At 71.4% G+C, this 24,829-nt stretch carries 25 protein-coding genes; 5 read left to right on the forward strand and 20 right to left on the reverse strand.

The features are described 5' to 3' along the window. Positions 1-141: 141 nt before the first annotated feature. Entirely contained in the window at positions 142-1,347 is a 1,206-nt protein-coding gene (locus ACFVX4_RS35490) for a hypothetical protein (RefSeq protein WP_389985683.1), read from the reverse strand. A gap of 102 nt (positions 1,348-1,449) precedes the next feature. Here ACFVX4_RS35490 and ACFVX4_RS35495 point away from each other — a divergent pair, with 102 nt between their 5' ends. Further along, a complete protein-coding gene (locus ACFVX4_RS35495; protein WP_389985686.1) occupies positions 1,450-2,082 on the forward strand; it encodes a DsbA family protein in 633 nt (210 codons plus the stop codon). Between the two features lie 12 nt (positions 2,083-2,094). Here ACFVX4_RS35495 and ACFVX4_RS35500 read toward each other — a convergent pair whose 3' ends face one another. The 14 genes from ACFVX4_RS35500 to ACFVX4_RS35565 form a co-directional block, all read right to left on the reverse strand. Further along, positions 2,095-2,847 (reverse strand): sirohydrochlorin chelatase, encoded by a 753-nt coding sequence (locus ACFVX4_RS35500; RefSeq protein WP_266428480.1) that lies wholly within the window; start codon positions 2,845-2,847, stop codon positions 2,095-2,097. An 8-nt stretch (positions 2,848-2,855) separates the two neighbouring features. Then, entirely contained in the window at positions 2,856-3,746 is an 891-nt protein-coding gene (locus ACFVX4_RS35505; protein ID WP_389985689.1) for an ABC transporter permease, read from the reverse strand. Next, positions 3,733-4,524: an ABC transporter ATP-binding protein gene (locus tag ACFVX4_RS35510; RefSeq protein WP_389985692.1), complete on the reverse strand. Its 792-nt coding sequence runs from the start codon at positions 4,522-4,524 to the stop codon at positions 3,733-3,735. Before ACFVX4_RS35510 ends, ACFVX4_RS35505 begins: the two co-directional genes overlap by 14 nt. A 36-nt stretch (positions 4,525-4,560) precedes the next feature. Further along, positions 4,561-5,676, reverse strand: a complete 1,116-nt coding sequence (locus tag ACFVX4_RS35515; RefSeq protein WP_389985695.1) for an aliphatic sulfonate ABC transporter substrate-binding protein — start codon at positions 5,674-5,676, stop codon at positions 4,561-4,563. 243 nt (positions 5,677-5,919) lie between these two features. After that, positions 5,920-7,293: a sulfate adenylyltransferase subunit 1 gene (locus tag ACFVX4_RS35520; protein ID WP_389985697.1), complete on the reverse strand. Its 1,374-nt coding sequence runs from the start codon at positions 7,291-7,293 to the stop codon at positions 5,920-5,922. Continuing rightward, entirely contained in the window at positions 7,294-8,229 is a 936-nt protein-coding gene (cysD, locus tag ACFVX4_RS35525) for a sulfate adenylyltransferase subunit CysD (RefSeq protein ID WP_389985700.1), read from the reverse strand. It abuts the gene before it with no gap. After that, a complete protein-coding gene (cysC, locus tag ACFVX4_RS35530) occupies positions 8,226-8,771 on the reverse strand; it encodes an adenylyl-sulfate kinase (RefSeq protein ID WP_266428495.1) in 546 nt (181 codons plus the stop codon). The genes cysD and cysC overlap by 4 nt, the downstream gene beginning before the upstream one ends. Positions 8,772-8,794: 23 nt before the next feature. After that, positions 8,795-9,496 carry a phosphoadenylyl-sulfate reductase gene (locus tag ACFVX4_RS35535; protein ID WP_389985703.1) on the reverse strand — a complete coding sequence of 234 codons (702 nt, stop codon included), beginning with the start codon at positions 9,494-9,496 and terminating at the stop codon, positions 8,795-8,797. Further along, a complete protein-coding gene (locus ACFVX4_RS35540; RefSeq protein WP_389985706.1) occupies positions 9,493-9,672 on the reverse strand; it encodes a hypothetical protein in 180 nt (59 codons plus the stop codon). The genes ACFVX4_RS35535 and ACFVX4_RS35540 overlap by 4 nt, the downstream gene beginning before the upstream one ends. Continuing rightward, the gene (locus tag ACFVX4_RS35545) at positions 9,669-11,366 is read right to left on the reverse strand and encodes a nitrite/sulfite reductase (protein WP_389985709.1); all 1,698 of its coding nucleotides are present in this window, start codon (positions 11,364-11,366) and stop codon (positions 9,669-9,671) included. The genes ACFVX4_RS35540 and ACFVX4_RS35545 overlap by 4 nt, the downstream gene beginning before the upstream one ends. Positions 11,367-11,484: 118 nt before the next feature. Next, the gene (locus ACFVX4_RS35550) at positions 11,485-11,568 is read right to left on the reverse strand and encodes a putative leader peptide (RefSeq protein WP_317864749.1); all 84 of its coding nucleotides are present in this window, start codon (positions 11,566-11,568) and stop codon (positions 11,485-11,487) included. A gap of 191 nt (positions 11,569-11,759) precedes the next feature. Beyond that, entirely contained in the window at positions 11,760-12,356 is a 597-nt protein-coding gene (locus ACFVX4_RS35555) for a GNAT family N-acetyltransferase (protein ID WP_389985712.1), read from the reverse strand. 104 nt (positions 12,357-12,460) lie between these two features. Continuing rightward, positions 12,461-13,678, reverse strand: coding sequence for a GAF domain-containing protein (locus ACFVX4_RS35560; RefSeq protein ID WP_389985787.1), 1,218 nt, complete (start codon positions 13,676-13,678; stop codon positions 12,461-12,463). 325 nt (positions 13,679-14,003) lie between these two features. Beyond that, on the reverse strand, positions 14,004-15,641 hold the full coding sequence (locus tag ACFVX4_RS35565) for an acyl-CoA dehydrogenase family protein (protein ID WP_389985715.1): 1,638 nt from the start codon (positions 15,639-15,641) through the stop codon (positions 14,004-14,006). Between the two features lie 17 nt (positions 15,642-15,658). Between ACFVX4_RS35565 and ACFVX4_RS35570 the strand changes: the two genes are divergently transcribed. After that, complete coding sequence (locus ACFVX4_RS35570) at positions 15,659-16,876, forward strand: YihY/virulence factor BrkB family protein (protein ID WP_389985718.1); 1,218 nt, start codon at positions 15,659-15,661, stop codon at positions 16,874-16,876. Between the two features lie 19 nt (positions 16,877-16,895). Here the strand turns inward: ACFVX4_RS35570 and ACFVX4_RS35575 are convergent, their stop codons facing one another. Next, positions 16,896-17,270: a CU044_2847 family protein gene (locus ACFVX4_RS35575; protein WP_266428515.1), complete on the reverse strand. Its 375-nt coding sequence runs from the start codon at positions 17,268-17,270 to the stop codon at positions 16,896-16,898. Positions 17,271-17,323: 53 nt separating this feature from the next. Between ACFVX4_RS35575 and ACFVX4_RS35580 the strand changes: the two genes are divergently transcribed. After that, a complete protein-coding gene (locus tag ACFVX4_RS35580; RefSeq protein WP_389985721.1) occupies positions 17,324-18,019 on the forward strand; it encodes a DUF6597 domain-containing transcriptional factor in 696 nt (231 codons plus the stop codon). A gap of 189 nt (positions 18,020-18,208) precedes the next feature. Here ACFVX4_RS35580 and ACFVX4_RS35585 read toward each other — a convergent pair whose 3' ends face one another. From ACFVX4_RS35585 to ACFVX4_RS35600, 4 genes are all read right to left on the reverse strand, one after another. Then, the gene (locus ACFVX4_RS35585) at positions 18,209-18,601 is read right to left on the reverse strand and encodes a VOC family protein (protein ID WP_389985724.1); all 393 of its coding nucleotides are present in this window, start codon (positions 18,599-18,601) and stop codon (positions 18,209-18,211) included. A gap of 172 nt (positions 18,602-18,773) precedes the next feature. Beyond that, on the reverse strand, positions 18,774-20,333 hold the full coding sequence (locus ACFVX4_RS35590; protein WP_389985727.1) for a 3-hydroxyacyl-CoA dehydrogenase: 1,560 nt from the start codon (positions 20,331-20,333) through the stop codon (positions 18,774-18,776). 160 nt (positions 20,334-20,493) lie between these two features. Beyond that, entirely contained in the window at positions 20,494-21,276 is a 783-nt protein-coding gene (locus ACFVX4_RS35595; protein WP_389985730.1) for a CoA-transferase subunit beta, read from the reverse strand. 113 nt (positions 21,277-21,389) lie between these two features. Beyond that, positions 21,390-22,307, reverse strand: coding sequence for a CoA transferase subunit A (locus tag ACFVX4_RS35600; protein WP_389985790.1), 918 nt, complete (start codon positions 22,305-22,307; stop codon positions 21,390-21,392). Between the two features lie 227 nt (positions 22,308-22,534). Here ACFVX4_RS35600 and ACFVX4_RS35605 point away from each other — a divergent pair, with 227 nt between their 5' ends. Both ACFVX4_RS35605 and ACFVX4_RS35610 read left to right on the forward strand, forming a co-directional pair. Beyond that, entirely contained in the window at positions 22,535-23,464 is a 930-nt protein-coding gene (locus ACFVX4_RS35605) for a LysR family transcriptional regulator (RefSeq protein WP_389985733.1), read from the forward strand. Between the two features lie 103 nt (positions 23,465-23,567). Next, on the forward strand, positions 23,568-24,797 hold the full coding sequence (locus ACFVX4_RS35610; protein ID WP_389985736.1) for an acetyl-CoA C-acetyltransferase: 1,230 nt from the start codon (positions 23,568-23,570) through the stop codon (positions 24,795-24,797). Positions 24,798-24,829: the final 32 nt, after the last annotated feature.

Below are 24,829 nucleotides of genomic sequence, written 5' to 3' on the forward strand. Positions count from 1 at the left end.
TCGACGACGCTCCGCGTCGCCTCCCTCCTCCGCCTTGGAATCGCACGCACCAGACCGCGTCCGCTTTTCCGATCCGAGGTCACCCGACAGCCTCTGAGACCGGCCCTATGGCCTGTCCGACCCTGATCCGCCGGACAGGCCCTAGTCCTGCCAGTAGAAGAGCAGGGTGCTGACGTCCAGGGGTTCGCGCCCGCCGAAGTAGTAGACGCAGAGGCCGGTGACCCGGATCGCGCCGGTCGCCGGGTCGATCCAGCGGAAGCCGGCCGCTTCCAGGGCCGCGCGGGCGGCGGGTTCGGCCTCGTGCGAGGTGGCGAACCGACCGAGGGTGCTGAGGGAGATCTCGCTCCCGCCGAACCTGATGACGTGATAGGTGCCACCGCCCTGCCGGTGGTCCTCCCCGCAGGAGACCGGGGGCTCCGGCGCCAGGCCCGCCGCGGTGAGTGCGGCCACGGCCCGGCGGAGCTGCTCGTCCTCGTCCGTCCGGCCGGGCGGCCCGGCGCAGATGGCCTCGACCCGCCAGCGCGGGTCGCTCCACTCCTCGCAGTCGTGCCCGTACTCGTGGAGGACCGCCGCGCGCAACTCGTCGTCCAGGCCATCGACTTCGACCCGTGGGCGGCCCAGCGAGTCGTGGATCGCCCGGGTCTCGGCGGCGTCGCCGGTGAGACGGTGCAGCGCGTACGCGGCCCACAGCTTCGCCTCGGCCGTCGGCGCCTCGCCGAGGTAGCCGCGGAGCCGGTCCGGGTCGGTCAGCAGGGACTGGGCGAGGTACGCGACCGCCCGGTCCGGGTCCGCGAGCGCGTCGGTGACGTCCTGGCCGGCGCGGTGCCTCATTCGGACGCGGAAGGCTCGGTCCTGCGCGCGTGCGTCACCGACATCGGCCAGGACCGCCTCCGTTCCGTACCGGGCGACCAGCGCGTCCAGTCCGGCCTCGCCGATCTCCCGCAGACGCGGCCACGGTTCGGCCGCGAGCGTCGCCAGTTCGCCGGCTGCCGAGCGGTCGCCGAGCAGGCCGCGCGTCTTGAGGATCGCCGCGGACATTCCGTACCAGCCCTCCTTCCGCCGGTCCTTGTGCCGGAGCCAGGGCAGGAGTTCCGCCCGGTCCGCGAGAAGGTCCAGCAGCGCGATACGGACCTCGCCCACGTCGTCGGGGTCGTGGATGCGTGCGATCAGCCCGGCGACGCGGTGCTCGGGCACCCGCCCGGCCAACGCGACCACGCAGGCCCTGCGGCGCCACCACGGATGCGCCGGATCGGCGACGTGCCCCGCGAGTGCGTCCGCGTCGAACGCGCGCAGGCCCTCGGTATCGGTCTGCCCGGCCTGCGGGACCAGTGTCTCGATGGTTCGCATCCGGGGATGCTACCGCCCGCCCCATCCTGCCCTGAATGGCCCAGCGGATACGATGTCGAATGGCCCGGGATCGCATGCCAACTCGTGTCTAGGCTCGACCTCATGACCACATCGCACACCCCTCTATCGGGCCGGACGGCCGTCGACTTCTACTTCGACCCGGCATGCCCGTTCGCCTGGATCACCTCCCGCTGGATGCTGGAGGTGGAGCAGCGGCGCGACATCGATCTCCGCTTCCACGTCATGAGCCTGTATCTGCACAACATCGGCAATGAACTCCCCGACTGGTACCGGGAACTGGTCGACAGGTCGATCGGCCCGGTGCGGGTCGCGGTCGCGGCGGCCGACGCCCACGGCGACGGGGTGCTCCGCGACCTCTACACCGCGATGGGCGTCCGTATCCACCGACAGAAGAACGAGGACTTCGACGAGGTGATCGCCGAGTCCCTCGCGGAGCTCGGACTGCCCGCCGCGCTCGCCGACGCCGCGCACTCGGAGACGTACGACGAGGCACTGCGGCGCAGCCATGACGCCGGCAAGGACCCGGAGGCCGACGCGTACGTCGGTACGCCCACGATCCATGTCGACGGCGCGGTCTGGTTCGGGCCGGTCCTGCGGGCGGCACCGCGCGGCGAGGAGGCCGGACGCGTCTTCGACAGCTTCCGGGTGCTCGCCGGGACGCCGGACCTCTTCGAGCTCAAGCGGACCCGCACGGGCAGCCTGGACGTGGGGTGACCGGGCGCCGCGTCACGCGGTGAGCGACGCCGCCCGTGCGCCGGGGACGCGGGCCTCGTCGTATCGGGTCAGCAGCAGCCGTGCCAACTCCGGCGAGGCGCCGAGCACATCGGCCAGTACGTCCGCGCCGGCCGCCCCTTCGGCGATCCGGTCCGGGAGCCGGCCGGGAGCGATGACGTACGGCGCCACCGCCACCCGGCGCACACCCTCGTCCCGCAGGGCCCGTACCGCGTCCTCGGTACGGGGGAGGGATGCGGAGGCGAACGCAGGCCGCACGGAACACCAACCGGTGTGCCGCAGCTCCCGCGCGATTTCAGCGATCACTGCGATCGCCTCCGGGTCTGTGGAGCCCGCCGAGGCCAGGACGAGCCCGGTCGAGCTCCGGTCGCCGGGACGGACCCCGGCTTCGTGCAACCGCCGTTCCAGCGCCGAGTTCAGCAGCGGCGACGGGCCGAGCACCTCGGCCTGCCGGACCCGCAGCCGGGGCAGCCTGCTCCGGGCCTCGTGCAGCACGGTGGGGATGTCGGACTTGGCGTGGAAGGCCCGGGTGAGGAGCAGGGGGAGCGCGATGACGTCCTGTGCCCCCTGCGCGGCCAGCCGCTCCAGGACCCGCGGCACCGACGGCGCGTTGAAGTCCAGGAAGCCCGTCTCCACACGCAGCCCCGGCCGCAGCGACCGCACCCGCGCGGTGAGCGCGTGCACGGTCGCCGCGTGCCGCGGGTCGCGGCTGCCGTGGGCGATGACGAGAAGCACCGGAGCGGTCATGGTCGTCCTCAGTTCTTGACGAGGAGGCCGCGGCCGCGCAGCACCCACCGCTCCAGCGGACTGAAGATCAGCAGGTCGATCGCGATGCCGACGGTGAGGATCAGGATGATGGCGAGGAACACCATCGACATGCTGCTGGTCTCCCGGCCCTGTTCCAGCAACTGGCCCAGGCCCACACCCAGATCGGGCGAGGAGGCGATGATCTCGGCGGCCATCAGCGAACGCCAGGAGAACGCCCAGCCCTGCTTCAGGCCCGCCAGATAGCCGGGCAGCGCGGCCGGCAGCACGATGTGCCAGGTGCCGCGAAGACCGGTGGCGCCCAGTGTCTTCCCGGCCCGCAGATGCAGCGGCGGGATCTGGTCGACGCCCGCGACCAGGCCGTTGGCGATCGAGGGGACCGCGCCCAGCAGGATCACCGCGTACATCATCCGGTCGTCGAGCCCCAGCCAGATCACCGCGGGGGGCACCCAGGCGACCGACGGCAGCGACTGGAGCCCGGAGAGCACCGGCCCGATCGCCGCGCGGACCAGCTTGACGCGCGACACCAGCAGCCCGAGCGGAGTGCCGATGGCCAGCGCCAGCAGGAAGCCGAGCAGACCGCGCGAGACGCTGGTCCAGATGTAGCCGAGCAGGGTGCCCTGCGCCCATGCGTCGGTCACCTCGGCCCACACCTGGGACGGCGACGGCAGCTTGTAGTCGTCGGTGACCTGCGCCCAGATCAGGATCTGCCAGACGACGAGCACCAGGACCACGGCCACGACCGGCGGCAGCACCTTGCGTACCAGCACCTCGCGGACCGGGGTCCGGCTCACCCGTACGGCGTCGAGCGCATCCAGTCCCGCCTCCAGGCCCGCCAGGTCCTTGGCGGTGTCCTTGGCTGCGGTCTCAGTGCTGGCCATGTCGGCGGATCTCCCCACGCAGTTGTTCGGTGATCTCCACGGACAGCTCGGCCACCGCGGTGTCCTCGATGCGGCGCGGCTGGTCGATGTCGACCGTCCACTCCCGGGCGACCCGGCCCGGCCGCGACGAGAGCAGGACGACCCGCTCGGCGAGCCGGACCGCTTCCCGCACGTTGTGCGTGACGAAGAGGACCGAGACGTTCGTCTCGCGCCAGATCCGGGTCAGCTCGTCGTGCAGCACGTCCCGGGTGATGGCGTCGAGCGCGGCGAACGGTTCGTCCATCAGCAGCAGTTGACTGTCCTGGGCGAGCGCGCGGGCCATCGCCACCCGCTGCCGCATACCGCCCGAAAGCTCATGCACCCGCTTCCCGTACGCCCCGCCGAGCCGTACGAGTTCGAGCAGCCGCTCCGCCTCGGCGCGGCGGTCGGACCTGGGCACGCCGCGCAGCCGCAGCGCGAGTTCGATGTTCTTGCCCGCGGTCAGCCACGGGAAGAGGGCGTGCTCCTGGAACATCAGGGCCGGCCGCCCGCCGGGGGTCTCGATGGACCCCGCGGTCGGGCGGTCGAGTCCGGCCACCAGGTTGAGCAGGGTCGACTTGCCGCACCCGGAGGCGCCCAGGAGGGTGACGAACTCGCCGGGAGCGACATCGAGTGTGATGTCGTCCAGCACGAGCTGCTGCCCCTCCGGTCCGCCGAAGGACTTCGAGACGTGGTCGATGCGGGCGGCGTGCCCGACCGCCGTACGGTCCTCGGCCTTGGTGAGCGTGGTGGTCGCCATGGTCGTCACCTCCTGGGAATCCTGTTCGGGTGCCGCTTACTTGACGCCGAGACCGGCGTCGGCGACGCCGGGCTTGCCCGCGGCCTTGAGGATCTTGTTCAGCGGCTTCAGGTCGTAGATGCCCGTCAGGTCCGTCTGCTCCAGCAGACCGGCCTTCACCGCGTGCTTGGCCTCGGTGTCGAGCGTGGCGGCCAGCGGGTCGTCGGTGAACTGGATCGACTTCCACGCCGGGTCGAGGACGTCCGCCGGCAGTTCCTTGCCGGACAGCGTCTTGAGCGCTGCGTTGGCGGAGGCCTTCGCCTTGTCCGGGTTGGCGTTGATCCACGCGTTGGTGTTGACCGAACCGCGCAGCACCGCCTCGACGACGTCCGGGTGCTCGGCGAGGAACTTCTGCGACACGATGATGTTCGTGATCACGAACTTGTTGTCCGGCCACAGCGTCGACTCGTCTAGGAGCACCTTCGCGCCCTGCGCGACCAGCTTGGAGGCGGTCGGCTCGGGGGCCCAGGCGCCGTCGATGGAACCGGACTTGTAGGCGTCCGGCGTCACCTTGTTGTCCGTACGGACCACGGAGACGTCGCCCTTGCCGCTGTTGGCGTCGACCTTCCAGCCCTTCTCGGAGATCCAGTTGAGGAAGGCCACGTCCTGGGTGTTGCCGAGCTGCGGGGTGGCGATCTTCTTGCCCTTGAGGTCGTCCAGGGTCTTGATCTTCTTCGGGTCGACGACCAGCTTCACGCCGCCGGACGCCGAACCGCCGATGATCCGCAGGCTCTTGCCCTTGGACTTGGTGAAGCCGTTGATGGAGGGCGAGGGGCCGATGAAACCGATGTCGATCGAACCCGCGTTGAGCGCCTCGATCTCGGACGGACCGGCGTTGAACGTCGACGGCTTGACCGTCGTGGAGCCGAGCTCCTTGGCGATGATGCCTTCCTGGATACCGACCAGGGCGGTGGCATGGGTGAGGTTCGGGAAGTAGCCGATCTTCACGGTGTCCGCGGAGAGCTTCTTGCCGTCGGTGGCGACGTCCGCCTTCTTGGCGTCGTCCTGCTTCGCCTCGGAGCCGTAGCCGCAGGCGGTGAGCGCGAGGGCGAGCAGCGGCAGGGCGGCGACGGCGGCGAGGGCACGTCGCGGCGTGGTACGGGGGGCAGACACGGGAGGCTTTCCTCTCGTTGGCCCGGTGCTCGCGTCCTGGGCGATCAGGGGGACGCGGCCGGGAAGTCGGCAGGTCTTCGTCTGAACTGGCTGTGCGGGCGGTGCGGTTGGAGCGAGTGGGCGCGCAGGCGGTGCGCGTACGTCATCACGCACATCGCGCGACCCCGCCCTGACCGCTGCCGAGGGCGCCGCTGCCGATGCGGCCGCCCTCCTTCGCGAACGTGGAGTAGATATCGATGGCCATCAGAAGTCCCATTCGGCGTCGTCCGCGGCGGCCTCGGGTTCGGCCGCGGCGGCGAACGAGGCGCCCGCCATGCCGGCCGACAGCGTGGTGCCGTCCGCCGGGTCGATCAGGAGGAACGATCCGGTGCGCCGGGAGTCCGCGTACGCGTCGAGTGCGAGCGGCTCCGCGGTCCGGACGACGACCCGGCCGATGTCGTTGGCGACGAGCTGTCCGGGCGCCGGGTGCTGGGAGAGGTCGTCCAGGGTGAGGCGCGAGGGGATGTCCTTGACGATCGCCTTGACCGTGCGGGTGGTGTGCTTGAGCAGCACCCGCTGGCCGACCGCGAGCGGCTGGTCGGCGACGTGGCAGACGGTCGCCTCGACGTCCTGGGTGACGGCCGGCGCGTCGTCGGCCGGTGCGATCAGGTCACCGCGCGAGACGTCGATGTCGTCGGCCAGCCGGATGGTCACCGACTGGGGCGCCCAGGCGATGTCCACGCTCTCGCCGAGCGCGTCGATCCCGGCGATCGTCGACGTGCGGCCGGACGGGAGGACGGTGACGGCCTCGCCCACCCGGAACGCACCGGCGGCGATCTGACCCGCGTAGCCCCGGTAGTCGGGGTGCTCGGCGGTCTGTGGCCGGATGACGTACTGGACCGGGAAACGGGCGTGGCAGGCGGTGAGGTCATGGCTGACCGGCACCGTCTCCAGGTGCTCCAGGACCGTCGGCCCGCCGTACCAGTCCATGTGCGCGGACGGCTCCACGACGTTGTCACCGGCCAGCGCGGAGATCGGGATCGCCGTGCACCAGTTTTCCTGGGGGTCCCCCCCAGACCCCCAGCCCGGGACGCCGAGCGAGGCCGCGTACGCCGTGAACTCCTCGGCGATGGCGGCGAACACCGGCTCCGCGTAGTCGACCAGGTCCATCTTGTTGACGGCCAGCACCACGTGCGGCACCCGCAGCAGCGCGGCGACGGCGGCATGGCGGCGGGTCTGCTCGACGACACCGTTGCGGGCGTCGACCAGGACGACGGCCAGCTCGGCCGTCGAGGCGCCGGTCACCATGTTCCGGGTGTACTGCACATGCCCCGGGGTGTCGGCCAGGATGAACCGGCGGCGCGGCGTCGCGAAGTAGCGGTAGGCGACATCGATGGTGATGCCCTGCTCCCGCTCGGCCCGCAGCCCGTCGGTCAGCAGCGCCAGGTCGGGCGCCGCCTGGCCCCGGCTGCGCGAGGCGTGCTCGACGGCCTCCAGCTGGTCGGTGAGGACCGACTTGGAGTCGTGCAGCAGACGTCCCACGAGGGTGGACTTGCCGTCGTCGACGGACCCCGCGGTGGCGAACCGCAGCAGGGTGGTGGTCGACAACTGCTCTGCGTGCTGGGTGAGTGTGGTCATTTAGAAGTACCCCTCGCGCTTGCGGTCTTCCATCGCGGCCTCGGACATCTTGTCGTCGGCACGCGTCGCACCCCGCTCGGTGAGCCGGGAAGCGGCGATCTCGGTGATCACGTCGTCCAGCGTCGTCGCGTCCGAGTCGACGGCGCCGGTGCACGACATGTCGCCGACCGTGCGGTAGCGCACCCGACGGGTCTCGACCCGCTCGCCCTCCTTGGGGCCGCCCCAGTCGCCCGCGGTCAGCCACATGCCGGAGCGGCTGAAGACCTCGCGCTCATGGGCGAAGTAGATCTCCGGGAGCTCGATGCCCTCGCGGGCGATGTACTGCCAGACGTCCAGCTCGGTCCAGTTGGAGATCGGGAAGACCCGGACGTGCTCGCCGGGGGCGTGCCGGCCGTTGTAGAGCTGCCACAGCTCGGGGCGCTGGCGGCGCGGGTCCCACTGGGAGAACTCGTCGCGCAGCGAGAAGACCCGCTCCTTGGCGCGTGCCTTCTCCTCGTCCCGGCGCCCGCCGCCGAACACGGCGTCGAAGCGGTGCTGCTGGATCGCCTCGGTCAGCGGCACGGTCTGCAGCGGGTTGCGGGTGCCGTCCGGGCGCTCGCGGAGCTTTCCGGCGTCGATGTACTCCTGCACGGAGGCGACATGGAGCCGCAGCCCGTGCCGGGCCACCGTGCGGTCGCGGTACTCCAGCACCTCGGGGAAGTTGTGCCCGGTGTCGACGTGCAGCAGCGTGAACGGCACCGGCGCGGGCGCGAACGCCTTGAGCGCCAGGTGCAGCATCACGATGGAGTCCTTGCCGCCGGAGAACAGGATCACCGGCCGCTCGAACTCGCCCGCCACCTCGCGGAAGATGTGCACGGCCTCGGACTCCAGGGAGTCCAGATGGCTGAGTGCGTACGGATTGCCGGTGCCTTCCGACACGGTCGCGACGGTCGTCACGCCGCACCCCTCTCGCTCAGCAGCGCGTAGAGCTCCGCCGCGGACTCCTGCACGGTCTGCCGGTGCGATTCGATCCGCAGGTCGGGCGACTCGGGCGCCTCGTACGGGTCGTCGACCCCGGTGAGCCCGCTGATCTCGCCCGCCGCCTGCTTGGCGTAGAGACCCTTCACATCGCGTTCGGAGCACACCTCGACCGGAGTCGCGACATGCACCTCCAGATAGGCGGTGCCCTCGGTCTGGTGCCGCTTGCGCACCGCGTCCCGGCTGTCCGCGTACGGGGCGATGACCGGGACCAGCACCTTCACGCCGTTGGCCGCCAGCAGCTCGGCGACGAAGCCGATCCGCTGGACGTTGGTATGGCGGTCCTCGCGGGAGAAGCCGAGGCCCGCGGAGAGGAACTCCCGGATCTCGTCGCCGTCGAGCACCTCCACGCGATGGCCCTCGCCGCGCAGCCGCCCGGCGAGTTCGTACGCGATGGTGGTCTTGCCCGCGCTCGGCAGACCGGTCAGCCAGATGGTGGCTCCCGTCTCCGTCACGCTCATCGAAGTCTCCTGATCAGTCGTCATCAGTCGTGCAGCCCGCACTCGGTCTTGCCCCGGCCGGCCCAGCGCCCGGCGCGGACGTCCTCGCCCTCCAGCACCCGGCGGGTGCAGGGCGCGCAGCCCACGGAGGCGTAGCCGTCCATCAGCAGCGGGTTGGTGAGTACGCCGTGCTCCGCGACGTACGCGTCGACGTCGTCCTGCGTCCAGCGGGCGATCGGCGAGATCTTCACCTTCCGCCGCTTGCTGTCCCAGCCGACGACCGGGGTGTTCGCCCGGGTGGGGGACTCGTCGCGGCGCAGCCCGGTCGCCCAGGCGGTGTAGGCGGTCAGACCCTCCTCGAGCGGCTCGACCTTGCGCAGCTTGCAGCACAGGTCGGGGTCGCGGTCGTGCAGCTTCGGCCCGTACTCGGCGTCCTGCTCGGCCACCGTCTGCCGGGGGGTCAGCGTGATGACGTCGACGTCCATCACGGCCTCGACCGCGTCGCGGGTGCCGATCGTCTCCGGGAAGTGGTAGCCGGTGTCGAGGAAGACCACGTCGACGCCGGGGAAGACGCGCGAGGCGAGGTGCGCGACGACCGCGTCCTCCATCGAGGACGTGACGCAGAACCTCCCGCCGAAGGTGTCGGCGGCCCACTTCAGGATCTCCGACGCGGAGGCGTCCTCCAGCTCCCGGCCGGCCCGCTCGGCCAGGCCTTCGAGGTCTTCGGTCAGCGGAGTCTCCGTCATATCCCGTCCCCATCAGCGTCGTTGCGCCGCAGCCCCCGGGTCAGCAGACCCAGGAACTTGAGCTGGAACGCGCGGTTGCACGAGGCACATTCCCAGGCGCCGTGGCCGGTCTCGTGCGGGCGCAGGTCCTCGTCCCCGCAGTACGGGCAGTGGAACGGTGCGGCGCGTTCGCTCATGACAGCGACTCCGCACCGGCCCGCGCCGCCCAGGTCGCGAACCGCTCGCCGTCCTCGCGCTCCTCCTGGAAGCGGCCCAGCACCCGCTCGACGTAGTCGGGCAGCTCGGCCGAAGTGACCTTCAGGCCGCGGACCTTGCGGCCGAACCCGGCCTCCAGGCCCAGGGTGCCGCCCAGGTGCACCTGATAGCCCTCGACCTGGTTGCCGTCGTCGTCCAGCACGAGCTGGCCCTTGAGGCCGATGTCGGCGGTCTGGATGCGGGCGCACGCGTTGGGGCAGCCGTTGAGGTTGATGGTGAGCGGCTCGTCGAAGTCCGGCAGACGGCGCTCCAGTTCGTCGATGAGCGCCGCGCCGCGCGCCTTGGTCTCGACGATCGCCAGCTTGCAGAACTCGATGCCGGTGCAGGCCATCGTGCCGCGCCGGAACGGTGACGGCTTCACCTGGAAGTCGAGCGCCTCCAGCCCGGCGACCAGGGAGTCCACCTGGTCCTGCGCCACATCGAGGATGATCATCTTCTGCTCGACGGTGGTGCGCAGCCGGTCCGAGCCGTGTGCGGCGGCCAGGTCGGCGATCTTGGCGAGCGTGGAGCCGTCCACCCGGCCGACCCGGGGGGCGAAACCGACGTAGTAACGGCCGTCCTGCTGCTGGTGCACACCCACGTGGTCGCGCCAGCGGCTGCTGGGCTGCTCGGGTGCGGGACCGTCGGTCAGCGGACGCTTCAGGTACTCGTCCTCCAGCACCTGGCGGAACTTCGCCGGGCCCCAGTCGGCCATCAGGAACTTCAGCCGGGCGCGGTTGCGCAGCCGCCGGTATCCGTAGTCGCGGAAGATGCCGACGACTCCGGCCCAGACGTCCGGAACCTCGTCGAGCGGCACCCACGCGCCCAGCCGTTCCGCGAGCCTCGGGTTGGTGGAGAGCCCGCCACCGACCCAGACGTCGAAGCCCGGACCGTGCTCGGGGTGGACCACGCCGACGAACGCGATGTCGTTGATCTCGTGCACCACGTCCTGCACCGGCGAACCGGAGATCGCGGTCTTGAACTTGCGCGGCAGGTTGGAGAATTCCTTGTTGCCGATGTACCGGTCGTGGATCTCGTCGACGGCGGGCGTGCCGTCGATGATCTCGTCGGCGGCGATGCCGGCCACGGGGGAGCCGATGATCACGCGGGGGCAGTCACCGCATGCCTCGGTGGTGGAGAGCCCGACGGCCTCCAGCTTCTCCCAGATCGCCGGGACGTCCTCGATGCGGATCCAGTGCAGCTGGATGTTCTGCCGGTCGGTGATGTCCGCGGTGCCGCGTGCGTACTCCTGCGAGATCTCGCCGATCACCCGCAGCTGCGCGGTGGTCAGCCGGCCGCCGTCGATCCGGACCCGCAGCATGAAGTACTTGTCGTCCAGTTCCTCCGGCTCCAGGATCGCCGTCTTGCCGCCGTCGATCCCCGGCTTGCGCTGGGTGTAGAGACCCCACCAGCGCATGCGTCCACGCAGGTCGTTGGGGTCGATCGAGTCGAAGCCGCGCTTGGAGTAGATCGTCTCAATGCGTGTCCGCACATTGAGACCGTCGTCGTCCTTCTTGAACTGCTCATTGCCGTTGAGCGGAGTGTGGTGCCCCACGGCCCACTGGCCTTCGCCACGATGGCGTCCGGCCTTGCGGCGGGGCGTGGTGGTCGCAGGCTGTTCCGGGGTAGCGGCCATGACAGTACGTCCTTCGGGACTGCAGGAGGGCGGCTCTGAACTGCACACTCGCGTCAAGGCGCGGCGGTGCGCAGGGATTGCAGAGAAAAAAAGGGGGAGCGCGGCGGTGCTGGGACTCTCAGCTCGCCGGACAGATGGCGCTGGACACGCGGCCGAGGTCGACGTGGCGTCGACTCACCAAGGCAATTCCAGTTCCAGGCATGACGGAAGCGTGGCACGCGGATCTCGGGCCAGTCCACCACTATCCAAGATGTGGACGAGAGTGTCCCGCATCGCAAGACGGAGTGGTGCTCGTCACGCGGAATGCCCGGACCGGCCCGCCCGTAATCGCCGCAATCCCCCCACTTGTCGCCGGGACGTGCCACCGGAAGTGGAGGGCAGCCGCCCGAACCGCTACCGCCCGGCCCCCGGCCACGGCCCCGGCGTCGCCATCTCCGGCTCCAGCTCCACCTTCGTGTCGAACAGCCGGAAGCCGCGCCGCAGATAGTTGTCCATGGCGTGCGGGCCGTCCTTGGAGCAGGTGTGCAGCCACACCCGCTTCGTCGGCGTCCGCTCCGGCCAGCGCTCCGCCAGGTCCCAGGCGCGGGCGACCCCGTACGAGAGCAGATGGCCACCCATCCGCCGCCCCCGGAACGCCGGGATCAGCCCGAAGTACATGATCTCGACCGCGCCCTCGTCCTGCGGGTCCAGCTCGATGTATCCCGCCGGGGTGCCGTTCGCGTACGCCACCCAGGTCTCGGCCCCCGGCCGGTCCAGGGCCTCCTGCCACTGCGCGTACGTCATGCCGAGCCGGTCCGTCCACCGGATGTCGCCGCCGACCGCCGTGTAGAGGAACCGGCTGAACTCGGGCAGCGCTGTCTCCGACCGCACGATCCGCACATCGCCCTCCGGGACCGCGGCGGGCCGCAGATCGTCGGGGGAGGTCTGTTCCAGGGACCAGATGGTCACCTCGGTGGTGGCGGTGGCGGCGGTATGTACGGGGTTGCTCATGACTGCCAGGGAACCACGCACCGCCTTCCGTGCGAAAGCCGGTCCCGAAGCGCGGACGGCGGACCGGGGCCTGATCCGCCGTTCAGAGGTCACCCGACAGGCTCTCAGTCGCCCGTACGCGCCCTGACCACCACCGGAGCCGTCGAGTGCGGCAGCAGATCGGCCGGGTGGTCCGGGTGGATCACCTCCACCTCGACATCCTCGCCGAAGCGGTACGGGCGGTGCGCGAGCACCTGGGCGAGATGGCGGCGCATCCGGGAGATCTCCGCCCGCACCGTCACCGTCCGGGTCGCGTCGCCGAAGATGTCCTGGGCGAGCTCGGACGCCGTACGCCCCTCCCGGTGCAGCGCCAGGGCGTACAGCAGCTCCGCGTGGCGGGGCGAGAGCCGCTGAGTCCAGGTGCCCACCGCGCCCACCACATTGACCGTGAGTCCGCGTGGCCGGCTCAGGTCCAGCACCACCCGTTGCGGCGCCCCGTCCGACGGCCCGTCCGCGACCTGGAGCAGCCAGCCGCCGGGCAGCGGCTCGACCCGGCACATGCCGAGCGACGGCAGCCACACCCGGCCCGGCCGTAAAGACTTGGGCAGCGGCAGCCGGTCGACCGGAGGCATCCCGGTCACCGCGGCGAGCCAGCCATGGGTGTCCACCGCCAGGGCCCGGCCGCCCAGCCGGCACACCAGCGGTGCCGCCACCGAACGCAGCCGGTCGATCGCCTGCAGATGCCGGTTCCTGATCTCGCTCTCCGCCAGCCTGGCGACCGAGCTGACCAGGGCGAGCGTCGTCGGATGGAACGTCGAGGCGGGGCCGCTCATGTCGACGATGCCCTTCACCTTGCCGTCGCGCGGGTCCCGGACCGGGGCCGCCGCGCACGTCCAGTTGTGCAGGGTGCGGACGAAGTGCTCCGAGGAATGGACCTGGACCGGAACGCGGGAGACCAGCGCCGTACCTATCGCGTTCGTCCCCGTGCTCTCCTCCGCCCAGGTCGCGCCCTCCGCCAGACAGACGTCGTCCGCCCGGCGCAGCACTCCCGCGTTGCCCCGGCGCCACAGCACCCGGCACTCCACGTCGGTGACCACCAGGATCTGCTGGGCGGCGTCCGCCAGGGAGAGCAGGCCGTCGTTCAGCAGCGGCATCACCTCGCTCAGCGTCGAGCTCCGGCGCCGGTGCTCGATCTCGTCCACATCGAGCAGCACGCTCTCGGTGGACTGGTCCGGATCGATACCGCTGCGCAGCACCCGTTCCCACGAGGCGCCGATCTCGGCCCGCGGGGCGACCGCCGGGCGGTCGCCGACGAGCCTGGCCTCCCTGGCCCGGTGGATCATGCGAAGGGCCGCGGCGGACTGCCGGGCATCCGCTCGCGTCACCCCGGAGGCGCTTGTCTCCACTCTCGGTTCCCCCCCACATGCCAGGCCGGCTCGACGATCCACGGGCCCCATCCTGCCGCTGCGAGGGGACCGGCACCGCACACTCCGCACAATGGTTGCAACCCTTTGCAACTCTGGCGAGGGGGTGCGGGACCGTATGAGAGTGGTGGAACCACCGTGCGGCGGAGCCCGTGCCCCACTGTTCGGTGTGCACAGCATGGAGGGTGGTGCCGTGTCGGCGCAGCACCACCCTCCGTTGCTGTACCCCTACGGGCAGGGCCGGTCAGGGCCCGACAGGCCGCGCCCGTTCGACGACCGAGGCCAGATCGAGGCTGTGCGGCAGCGTCCCGAAGGCCGCGCCCCGGTCCCCGCCCAGCCGTGACGCGCAGAACGCGTCGGCCACCTCCGGCGGCGCCCACCGCACCAGCAGCGAGCCCTGGAGCACCAGCGCCATCCGCTCGACCAGCCGGCGGGCCCGCGCCTCGATCCCGTCCAGATCGGCGAGCTCCGTCAGCATGTCCTTGATCGCCCCGTCCAGCCGGTGATCGGCTCCGCGCGCCCTGCCGACCTCCTGGAGGAACGCGTTCAGCGCCATCGGTTCATGCTGCAGCGCCCGCAGCACGTCCAGCGCCTGCACATTCCCCGAGCCCTCCCAGATCGAGTTGAGCGGCGCCTCGCGCAGCAGCCGGGGCATCCCGGACTCCTCGACGTAGCCGTTGCCGCCGAGACACTCCAGTGCCTCGGTCACCATCGGCGTGCACTGCTTGGTCACCCAGTACTTCGCCGCGGGCACCGCGATCCGCAGGAAGGCCCGTTCGCTCTCCGAGCCGTCGTCGTAGGCCGCGGCCAGCCGCATCGCCAGCACCGTCGCGGCCTCCGACTCCAGCGCCAGATCGGCCAGCACATTGCGCATCAGCGGCTTCTCGATCAGCACCCCGCCGAACGCGCTGCGGTACGTGCAGTGGTGGATCGCCTGCGCCACCGCCTGCCGCATCAGCGCCGCCGAACCGACCACACAGTCCAGCCGGGTCGCCGCCACCATCCCGATGATGGTGCGCACCCCGCGCCCCTCCTCGCCGACCCGGCGCGCCCACGTACCGTCGAACTCGACCTCGGCCGACGCGTTCGACCGGTTTCCCAGCTTGTCCTTGAGCCGCTGGATCGCGAACGTGTTGCGGGTGCCGTCGGGCAGTACCCGGGGCAGCAGAAAACACGTCAGGCCGCCCGGTGCCTGAGCCAGTACCAGGAAAGCGTCGGACATCGGCGCCGAGCAGAACCACTTGTGCCCGGTGAGCAGATACTCGCCCTCCGCGGCCAGCGGCTCGGCGCGGGTCGTGTTCGACCGTACGTCCGTGCCGCCCTGCTTCTCCGTCATCCCCATCCCGAAGAGCACACCGGCCTTCTGCGCGGCGGGCCGCAGCCCCTGCTCGTACACCGTCGAGGTGAGCAGCGGCTCCCACTCGGCGGCCAGGGCCGGATCGGTGCGCAGTGCGGGCACCGCCGCGTGCGTCATCGACAGCGGGCAGCCGTGGCCCGCCTCGGCCTGCGTCCACACGAGGAAGCCGGCCGCCCGTCGTACATGACCGCCCGGCCTGCCCCAGGCGTCGGTCAGGCCCGCGGTGACCGCGTGGCCGAGCAGGCGGTGCCAGGCCGGGTGGAACCCGACCTCGTCGATACGGTGGCCGTACCGGTCGTGGGTACGCAGCACCGGCGGATTCCCGTTCGCCTGCGCACCCCACTCCTGCACCTGCGCGGAGCCCGCGGATCTGCCCAGTTCACCGAGCTCGCCCCGGACTTCGGCCAGGAGCCCGGGTGACGTGTGACGTTGCACCGCCTCGGTGAGCGCCCGGTCGGCGGCGAAGACGTCGTAGCCGGTCAGTGGTGGTACCTGGTTGGACACGGTGTGGGTGGTGGCTGCCATGCCGATACGGTAAGGATGTGCAGGCAGCAAATGAAACACCCGAGCGGCCACCGGGCCGGCTCCACCGGGCCCGAGTCCTCTACCGCAACGTATCCAAGCGGCAGATGGCCTGGCAGTTGCTCAAGGACACCGTCAACTCGTGCATGGAGTACCGCATTCTCGGGCTCGCCGCCGAGGCGGCGTTCTTCACCCTGCTGTCCCTGCCGCCCCTGCTCCTCGGCCTGATCGGGCTGCTCGGATACGTCGACGAGTGGACCAGCACCACCACGGTCGCCTCCATCGAGCGCAACATCCTCAACGCCGCGCAGACCGTGCTCAGTGAGCGGGGCGTCAACGACTTCGCCAAGCCGCTCCTGGCGGACGTCACCACCGGCGCCCGGCCCGATGTCATCTCGATCGGCTTCGCCATCGCGCTCTGGTCCGGCTCCCGCGCGGTCAATGTCTTCATCGACACGATCACCGTGATGTACGGCCTCGACGGCCAGCGCGGCATCGTCAAGACGAGACTGCTCTCCTTCCTGCTGTACGTCGTCGCGCTGCTGCTCGGTTCCGTCGTGCTGCCGCTGCTCGTCGTCGGCCCCGACCGGGTCGTGGAGTTCGTCCCATGGGGCACCGAGCTCATAAGCGTCCTGTACTGGCCGCTGGTGATCCTGCTGTCGATCGCGTTCCTCACGACGCTCTACCACGTGTCCGTGCCGGTCCGTTCGCCCTGGATCGAGGACATGCCCGGTGCGCTGGTGGCGCTCGCGATGTGGGTGCTCGGCAGCTTCCTGCTGCGGATCTATCTCACCAGTACGGTCGAGGGGCCCACGATCTACGGTTCGTTGGCGGCCCCGATCGCCGTCCTGCTGTGGATCGGCATCTCCGCGTTCGCGGTGCTGGTGGGGGCGGCGGTGAACGCGGCCATCGACCGGGTGTGGCCCTCGCTGGCGACGGCCGCCGCCCGCGCGGCGAACGACCGGGTACGCGCGGCCCAGGCGGCGGAGCTGGTCGCGCGGGCGCAGGCGGGGAACCAGGACGACGGGTACTGGGACGACGATGACGAGGACGACGACGAGGGCGACGATGAAGGCGACAGCCCCTACATGCCGTCCGAGTTCCCCGAGCGCTGGTCGAAGTTCCTGCCGCCGGACGATGTGAAGTCCAGGCTTCAACCGAGCCGCGACAAGGAGTCGGACAAGCCGAACCCGGACAAGCCGAACCCGGATAAGCCGGACGACGCGTCCGACGACTGAGCGTGCCCGGCGACAGGGCCTAGGGGGCGGGCGCGGGTGCCGGAACGGTCGGTGCCGCCGGAACCGACGGGGTCGCGCCGGGAGACCAGGACAGCTTGACCACCAGATGGCCCTCGACCGCGCTCTTGGCGATCACCGCCCCGGCCTCCGCCGTGATCTTCACCCCGAATTCGAGCTCCACACCGTCCGGTTTCAGGTCGCCGTCCCGGAACACCGCGAGGGCGGACTCGGCCGCCGACCGGATGCCCGTGAGTGCGCTGTCGAACGTACGCCCGGCCCTGGCCAGGGTGTTGTCGTCGCCCAGCGCGACCAGCTGCGCGCCCTGGGTGTGACGGTCGACCTCGACCGTCACCGTCGCGCCGTTGTCGGTGGTGAACTCCATCAGTGCCGTCATGACCGCCCCCGGGAAGCCGATTCCGTCCGCCGACGAGATTAGCGTGTGGGGCTATGGGCGACAGGTACGAAGAGCGGACGTCGCGGTTCGACGGTGCGATCGTGTGGATACTGGGCGTGCCGGAGGGCTCGGTCCATCCGGTGCTGCCCGACGGCTGCATGGACCTGCTCTGGACCGGTGGACGGCTGCTCGTCGCGGGACCCGACACCCGTGCCGCGACGCCGTCCGCCCCGGCCGGCGGGCAGTGCGTCGGCATCCGCTTCGCACCCGGCACGGCCCCCGCGCTGCTCGGTGTGCCGGCGCACGAGTTGCGCGACCGCCGCGTCGAGCTCGCGGACCTGTGGTCCGGAGAACGGGTCCGCGTACTCACCGAGCAGCTCGCCGAAGCGCCCGACCCGGCTGCCGCGCTGGAGAACATCGCGCTGCGCCGGGCGGCCGAGAGCGCACCGCCGGACCCGCTGATGCGGTACGTCGCGGGCCGGCTCGGTGCCGGACGGTCCGTCGCGGACACCGCGCACCGGGCCGGCCTCGGCGCCCGCCAGCTGCACCGGCGTTCGCTCGCGGCCTTCGGTTACGGGCCCAAGACGCTCGCCCGGGTCCTGCGGCTGCAGCGCGCGCTCGCCCTCGCACGGTCCGGGACGCCGTACGCCGAGGCGGCGGTCGAGGCGGGCTGCACCGACCAGGCCCATCTCGCCCGGGAGATGCGCGACCTGGCCGGGACCACCCTGACCGCCCACCTCGCCCAGTAGCCGTTCGCGTCCGGGCCCCCGGCCTCAGAGGCTGTCGGGTGACCTCGGACCGGGCGGCCACGCCCTGGCACGCACGCTTCCCGCGTTGTCGTCGGTCGACGACGCTCCGCGTCGCCTCCCTCCTCCGCCTTGGAACCGCACGCACCAGACCGCGTCCGCTTTTCCGATCCGAGGTCACCCGACAGCCTCTCAGCCGTTGGCGGCGAACAACGACACCGCGCAGCCGTCCGGGTCGAGGAGCGTCGCGTAACGCTGCCCCCACACCGCGTCCCACGGCTTCAGATGCCCCCGGTATCCCGCGCCGGTCAGGTCGTCGTACACCGCGTCCACCTCTGCCGGGCTGTCGCACAGGAAGGCCAGTGAGAGGCGGTCGCCGCCGGTCGGCGGGGTCCATCTGGGGTCGAAGGAGCGGGTGACGTCCTCGGTGTCCCAGAGGAGTCGCTGCCCGCCCGGCAGCGTCACTTCGACATGGGGTGCGGATTCCGCTCCGGCGGGGATGTCGAGGCCGAGCCGGCGGTAGAAGGTGAGCGATGCGGCCAGATCCGCCGTGACGATGCCGATCGCGTCCATGCGTGGAGTCATGCCCCGACCGTATGCCGGGTCCTGGCGCGGGTCTTGTACGAAACGGACGTCCGCGAGGACGGGTGCGAACGGGAGTACCGCAGCCGGCCGACAGCACCCCCGCACGCGTCTACGAGCCCTACGAGCCCTACGAGCCCTACGAGCCCTACGAGCCCTACGAGCCCTACGAGCCCTACGAGGGCGCGGCGCCGGTCGTGCAGTCGGCGGGCGAGGTGCCCGGGTCCGTCAGCGCGAGACCGAGCTGGGCGCGTTCGGTGACCCAGCGGCTCGGGCGGTGGCGCGGATCGCCCGTCGTGCGGTGCAGCGCCCGGTGCAGCTCCAGCATCCGGTCCGCGCCGATCCGGTCGCCCCAGGCCAACGGGCCGACGGGGTAGCCGAGTCCGGTGGTGACGGCCAGGTCGATATCGGCGGGGGCGGCGATGGAGCGCTCCGCGATGCCCGCCGCGACCGACACGATCGAGGCGAGCAGCCGCTGGGCGACCGAGCCCGCGGTGTCCCGCACCATCGAGACCGCCCAGGGCTCGTCGCCCTCCGCCGCGCGGGCCAGCACCGCGTGGGCGTCGCGCGCGGCGGCCGGGTCCGCCGCCGGGGTAACGGCCAGCACCCGGCGCCGGCCGGCCGCGGGCAGCGGGTCCACGCCGAAGGTGCGCCCCGCGGGCAGTCCGTTCCCGGCGACCGCCTCGGCGACCGCGGTGCCCCAGACCGGAACCAGTACCAGGGCTTCGGCGGACGGCCCGGTGCCGGTCTCGACGACGGCGCTCGCGGCGGTCAGAGCCGCCCGCAGCGTGGCCGCGTCCCGGTCCTGCCCCGCGGTGCCGTGGACGAACACCGGACGGTCCGCGTCGCCGGTGACCGGCGGTTCCGGCGCGGGGGCGGGCGCCTCGGGACCGTACGCGTACCAGCCGTGCCCGGTCTTGCGGCCGTGCAGTCCGGCCGCCACCCGGTTGGGGGTGAGGTAGGAGGGGCGGAGCCGGTCCGCGTACCGGAAGCCCTGCCAGATCGAGTCGATCACCGCGGCCGTCACATCCAGCCCGGTGAGGTCCATCAGCTCGAACGGGCCCATCCGCAGGCCCAGTACGTCGCGGGCGATCCGGTCGATGTCCGCCGGCTCGCCGACCGTCTCCTCCAGCAGCGCGAGGGCCTCGGTGACCAGACCGCGGCCGGCGTGGTTGACCAGGAAGCCGGGAGTGTCGGCGACGGTGACCGCGCGGTGCCCGCAGCTCTCGATGAGCGCGGTGAGGACCGGCGGGATCTCCGGGCGGGTGGCCGCGCCGGGCACGATCTCGACGATCTTCATCAGCGGTACCGGATTGAAGAAGTGCAGCCCGGCCAGGCGCGTCGGGTCCTTCAGCGCCGCGGCGATCCGGGTGACCGACAGGGACGAGGTGTTGGTCGCGAAGACCGCCGTCGCGGGCAGCACCCGCTCCAGCCTGCCGAAGACCTCCGTCTTGGTGTCGAGGTCCTCCCGCACGGCCTCGACGACCAGCTCGACGTCCGGCCCCTCCGCCCAGGGGTCGTCGAGCGGGACCAGCCGCTCCAGGGCGGCAGCGCGGTCCTCGGCGGACATCCGGCCCTTCTGGACGGCCCGTTCGAGCATGGACCGTACGAAGTCCACGGCGGCCGTCACGGCCTCCGTGCGCACGTCGCACAGCTCGACGGTGTGTCCGGCGGTCGCCGCCCACTGGGCGATGCCGCGGCCCATGGCCCCGGCGCCGACGATCCTGATACGCATGGTGGTTGCGGTCCTCTCGGGGTGTGACATGTGATCCGTCCGGTCGAGCGGCTGTGACATGTGATGCGTCCAAGCGAACCGCTGTGACATGTGAACTGCCTCAGCGGACGGCTGTGACATGTGATCCGTCCAAGCGAGCGGCTGTGACATGTGATCCGTCTCAGCGAAGATAGACGCGTTCCGGGTCCACGTCCTCGCGCAGCAGGCGGAGTTCGGCCTCCGTCGGCGGCGGTACGGTCCCGACCGTGCCGGCCACCTTCAGGTCCCAGCCGGTGGCCGCCCGTACCTGCTCGACGGTGACGCCGGGGTGGACGGCGACCAGCCTCAGCTCCTCGCCGACGCCCGTGCGGGCCAGGATGCCCAGTTCGGTGATGACCCGGGTGACACCGGCGCCCAGCGGCCGGATGCCCTCGGCCAGTGCCCGGTCGGGGCCGGGGGCGGTGCAGAAGTCGAGGGTCCCGGTGAAGGAACGCGGATTGTGGCGGCGCATCACGACGAAGACCTCACGGGAGTTGGCCATCACCTCGATGCCACCGCCGGAACCGGGCAGCCGGACCGCGGGGCTGTCCCAGTCACCGATCACGGACGTGTTGAGATTGCCCCACCGGTCGATCTGCGCGGCGCCCAGGAATCCCACGTCGATATGGCCGCCCTGGAGGACACAGCCGAAGAGCGCGGGCATCGACAGCACCGCCTCGGCACCGGTGATCAGGACCGCGTCGGCGATGGTCTCCGGCAGGTGCGAGGGGTGCGCGCCGCACACCCCGGACTCGTACACGACCTCGATCTCCGGGGCGACCGTCAGATGCGCCAGCTCGGTGGCGAGCGTCGGCAGGCCGATGCCGGCGAACACGGTGCGGCGCGCGGCCAGTTCACGGGAGGCGACGACGGAGAGCAGCTCCGACGAGGTGATGCTGTCCGGTGCGGTGGTGGTGATGGGCATGGCGCGTTCCTTCGCGTGTCCTGATTCCGTCGCCCGTCCTGCCCGTCCTGCCCGTCCTGCCCGTCCTGCCCGTCCTGCCCGTCCTGCCTGTCCTGCCTGTCCTGCCTGTCCGCTCACAGCCGCCGCCCGTAGTTCACCGGCAGGCTCAGCGCCTCGCCGACCGCCAGGCCCGCCCAGTACTCCTCGCCGAGCTTGTCGACGTACTCCGTGTGGTCGGCCGTCCCGAGCACCCATTCGGCCAGCCACTCCTGGAGCCGCTGCGGATCCTTGCTGATGTGCGACCAGGTCCGGTAGAAGGCGTTGTCCCGGTCGTAGTACCCCTGCGCGAAGGAGGGGTGTGCGCCGCGCGGACAGACGACGACCGCGTCGACCGCGTGGGCGGGGACGAGCGTGCGGTTCGGGTCCGAGCGGATCACCTCGTCGTCGACGATCTCCTCCACGACGACGACCGCCCTGTCCGCCGCGTACACCGCCTCGGCCTGGATGCCGGTCAGGCCCCAGATCTGGGTGTTGCCGCTGCGGTCGGCGCGCTGGGCGTGGATGATCGTCACATCCGGGTTGACGGGTGGTACGACATAGATCTGCTCGGGCTCGCCGTCCGGGCCTGGGTAGGGCGAAGTGACCTTGAGCAGACCGCTGTTGACGGACGGCAGGTCGCTGCCGCCGTAGCTGCGCAGCGGATGGAACGGCAGCCGCTGGGCGCCGGCCAGGTAGCGGCAGATCATTCCGTAGTGGCTGTACTCCTCGAAGGCGAGCGGCGCCGGTTCACCGGTCTCGATGCGGCGGCGCAGTTCGCCGAGCGACCCGGCGGAGGAGTTGCCGACGAAGGAGGAGACCAGCCGCGAGACACAGCCCGCGGCGATCATCTGGTCCACCACGATGTCCGCGGTCATCCGGACCACGGTGAGGTCGCGGCGGCCCTGGCGGATGATCTCGTGGCCCGCGGCGGTCGGGACGAGATGGGTGAAGCCTTCGAGACAGACGGTGCCGCCGTCGTGGACGAAGGCGGCGATCGCCGCCTTCATCGACATCGTCTTGTCTTTCCGGTCCGTCGTGGCCACGGTGCTCCTCCGGCTCTGCTGGCGCGTCCTGGGTATGCGCGTCGCCCCACCGTGTCAGCGGCTATTGATTGCTGTCCAATACCAAATTAAGGTCGTATCGAGACGTCTGATTAATGAATCGGATCAGTCGGTCACCGGTCACCGGTCACCGACCGGTCACCGACGACGGCCGGCAGCCGGCGGCCGAAGGAGCGTGCATGGAGCTGCGTCATCTGTCCGCGTTCGTCGCCGTGGCCGAGGAGCTGCACTTCGGGCGGGCCGCGAAACGGCTGCAGATGGCCCAGCCGCCGCTGAGCCAGCAGATCCGCCGGCTGGAGAAGGAGCTGGGCGTCCAGCTCTTCGAACGCAACACCCGGTCGGTGCGGCTCACCAGCGCGGGGGAGTCCTTCCTCCAGCCGGTACGGACCGTGCTCGACGACCTCGACACCGCGGTGCGTGCCGCGAAGGCGGCGGGCCGCGGTGAGTACGGGCGGGTCACCATCGGCTTCGCGGGCGCCTCCAGCCACGAGACGCTGCCGCTCCTCACCCGGGCCGTGCGCGCCGCCCACCCCGCCCTCGAACTGGTCATGAAGGGGCAGACCTACGCCAACGTCGCCCTCGACCGGGTCGCCGACGGCTCGCTCGACCTGGGCTTCGTCCGGCTGCCGGTGACCCAGCCGGGAGTGGCATACCGGGTGATCGACGAGGAGGAGCTGGTGTGCGCGCTGCCCTTCGATCACCCGCTCGCCCGGCTGGAGAGCGTCCCCACCGGCGTCCTGGCCGAGGAGCCCTTCGTCTCCTTTCCCGCCAACACCGGCTCCACCGTGCGCGACGCGATGGTCGGGGCCTGCGAGGCCGCCGGGTTCAACCCCCGGGTGGTCCAGGAGGCGCCCGACTCGTACACCATCCTGGCGCTGGTCGCCGCGGGTGTCGGCGTCACGCTCACCGTCACCTCCGTCCAGCACATCCAGCAGAACGGCCTCGTCTACCGGCCCCTGGCCGGCCCGCCGATCCGGCTCCAGGCGGCGCTGGCCTGGCGCGCCGACAACCCCTCCGCCGCGCTGCGGGCGGTACTGGCGGTGACGGAGGAGGCCCTGCCCACGCCGTCGGGCCCGGCCGCGGGGCGAACCGCCGCAAGCCGGTATTGAGACGCGCCACGTCTTGAACCAGGGCGAACTGGATATTGGACCGCCTCAGTCGCCGGGTGCAAGGGTCGACGGCACACGCCACTCGCCTCCGAAAGGTCACGCCGTGCCCGATCAGCAGCTCGATGTCGTCATCTGTGAACCACTGCGCACCCCCATCGGCCGTTTCGGCGGAGTGTTCGCGCAGCAGACGCCGGCCGCACTCGCCGCACGCGTCATCGCCGAGGTCGTGGCCCGTAGTGGAATCGACCCCGCCGCCGTCGACGAGGTGATCCTCGGGCACTCCTATCCCTCCGCCGAGGCCCCCGCCATCGGCCGGGTCGCCGCTCTCGACGCCGGACTGCCCGAGACCGTCACCGGCTCCCAGGTCGACCGCCGCTGCGGATCGGGCCTCCAGGCCGTGCTCGACGCGGCGATGCAGATCCGGGCCGGGTTCAGCGAGGTCGTCGTCGCGGGCGGCGTCGACGTGATGAGCGCCGCCCCGTACTACACGCACGACGGCCGCTGGGGCATCAAGGGCCCCGGCCTCCAGCTCCACGACTCGCTGGCCCGGGGCAGGGTCACCGCGGGCGGCGTCAACCATCCCGTTCCGGGCGGCATGATCGAGACCGCCGAGAACCTCCGGCGCGCCTACGGCATCAGCCGTGCCGACCAGGACGCCCTCGCCCTGCGCTCGCAGCAGCGCGCCGGCCGGGCAGCGGCGGAGGGCCGGTACGAAGCGGAGACCGTCCCGGTCACCGTACGCACCCGCAAGGGCGAGACCGTCGTCACCGCCGACGAGCACCCCCGCCCCGACACCACCGCCGAACAACTCGCCGCGCTGCGCCCGATCATGGCGAAGTCCGACCCGGAGGCGACCGTCACCGCGGGCAACGCCAGCGGCCAGAACGACGCGGCCGCCGCCTGCCTGGTCACCAGCGCCGCCACCGCCGAACGGCTCGGCCTCACCCCGCTGGTCCGGCTGGTCGCCTTCGCCCGTGCCGGGGTGCCCGCCGCGACGATGGGCATCGGCCCCGTCCCGGCGACCCGGGCCGCCCTCGACCGCGCCGGACTCACCCTCGCCGACCTCGACCTGATCGAGCTCAACGAGGCCTTCGCCGCCCAGGTGCTCGCCTGCACCCGCGAGTTGGGCCTCGGCGAGAAGGACCACGAGCAGCGCGTCAACGTCAACGGTTCCGGCGTCTCCCTCGGCCACCCGGTCGGCGCCACCGGCGCCCGTATCCTCGCCACGCTGACCCGCGAGCTGCACCGCCGCGAGGCCCGGTACGGGCTGGAGACCATGTGCATCGGCGGCGGACAGGGTCTCGCCGCGGTCTTCGAGCGGATCGCGGCCTGACGTTCGGCCGACAGGTGCAGTGAGACGCGCGG

It is taken from the genome of Streptomyces sp. NPDC058240, assembly GCF_042882135.1.
Taxonomy (GTDB): domain Bacteria; phylum Actinomycetota; class Actinomycetes; order Streptomycetales; family Streptomycetaceae; genus Streptomyces.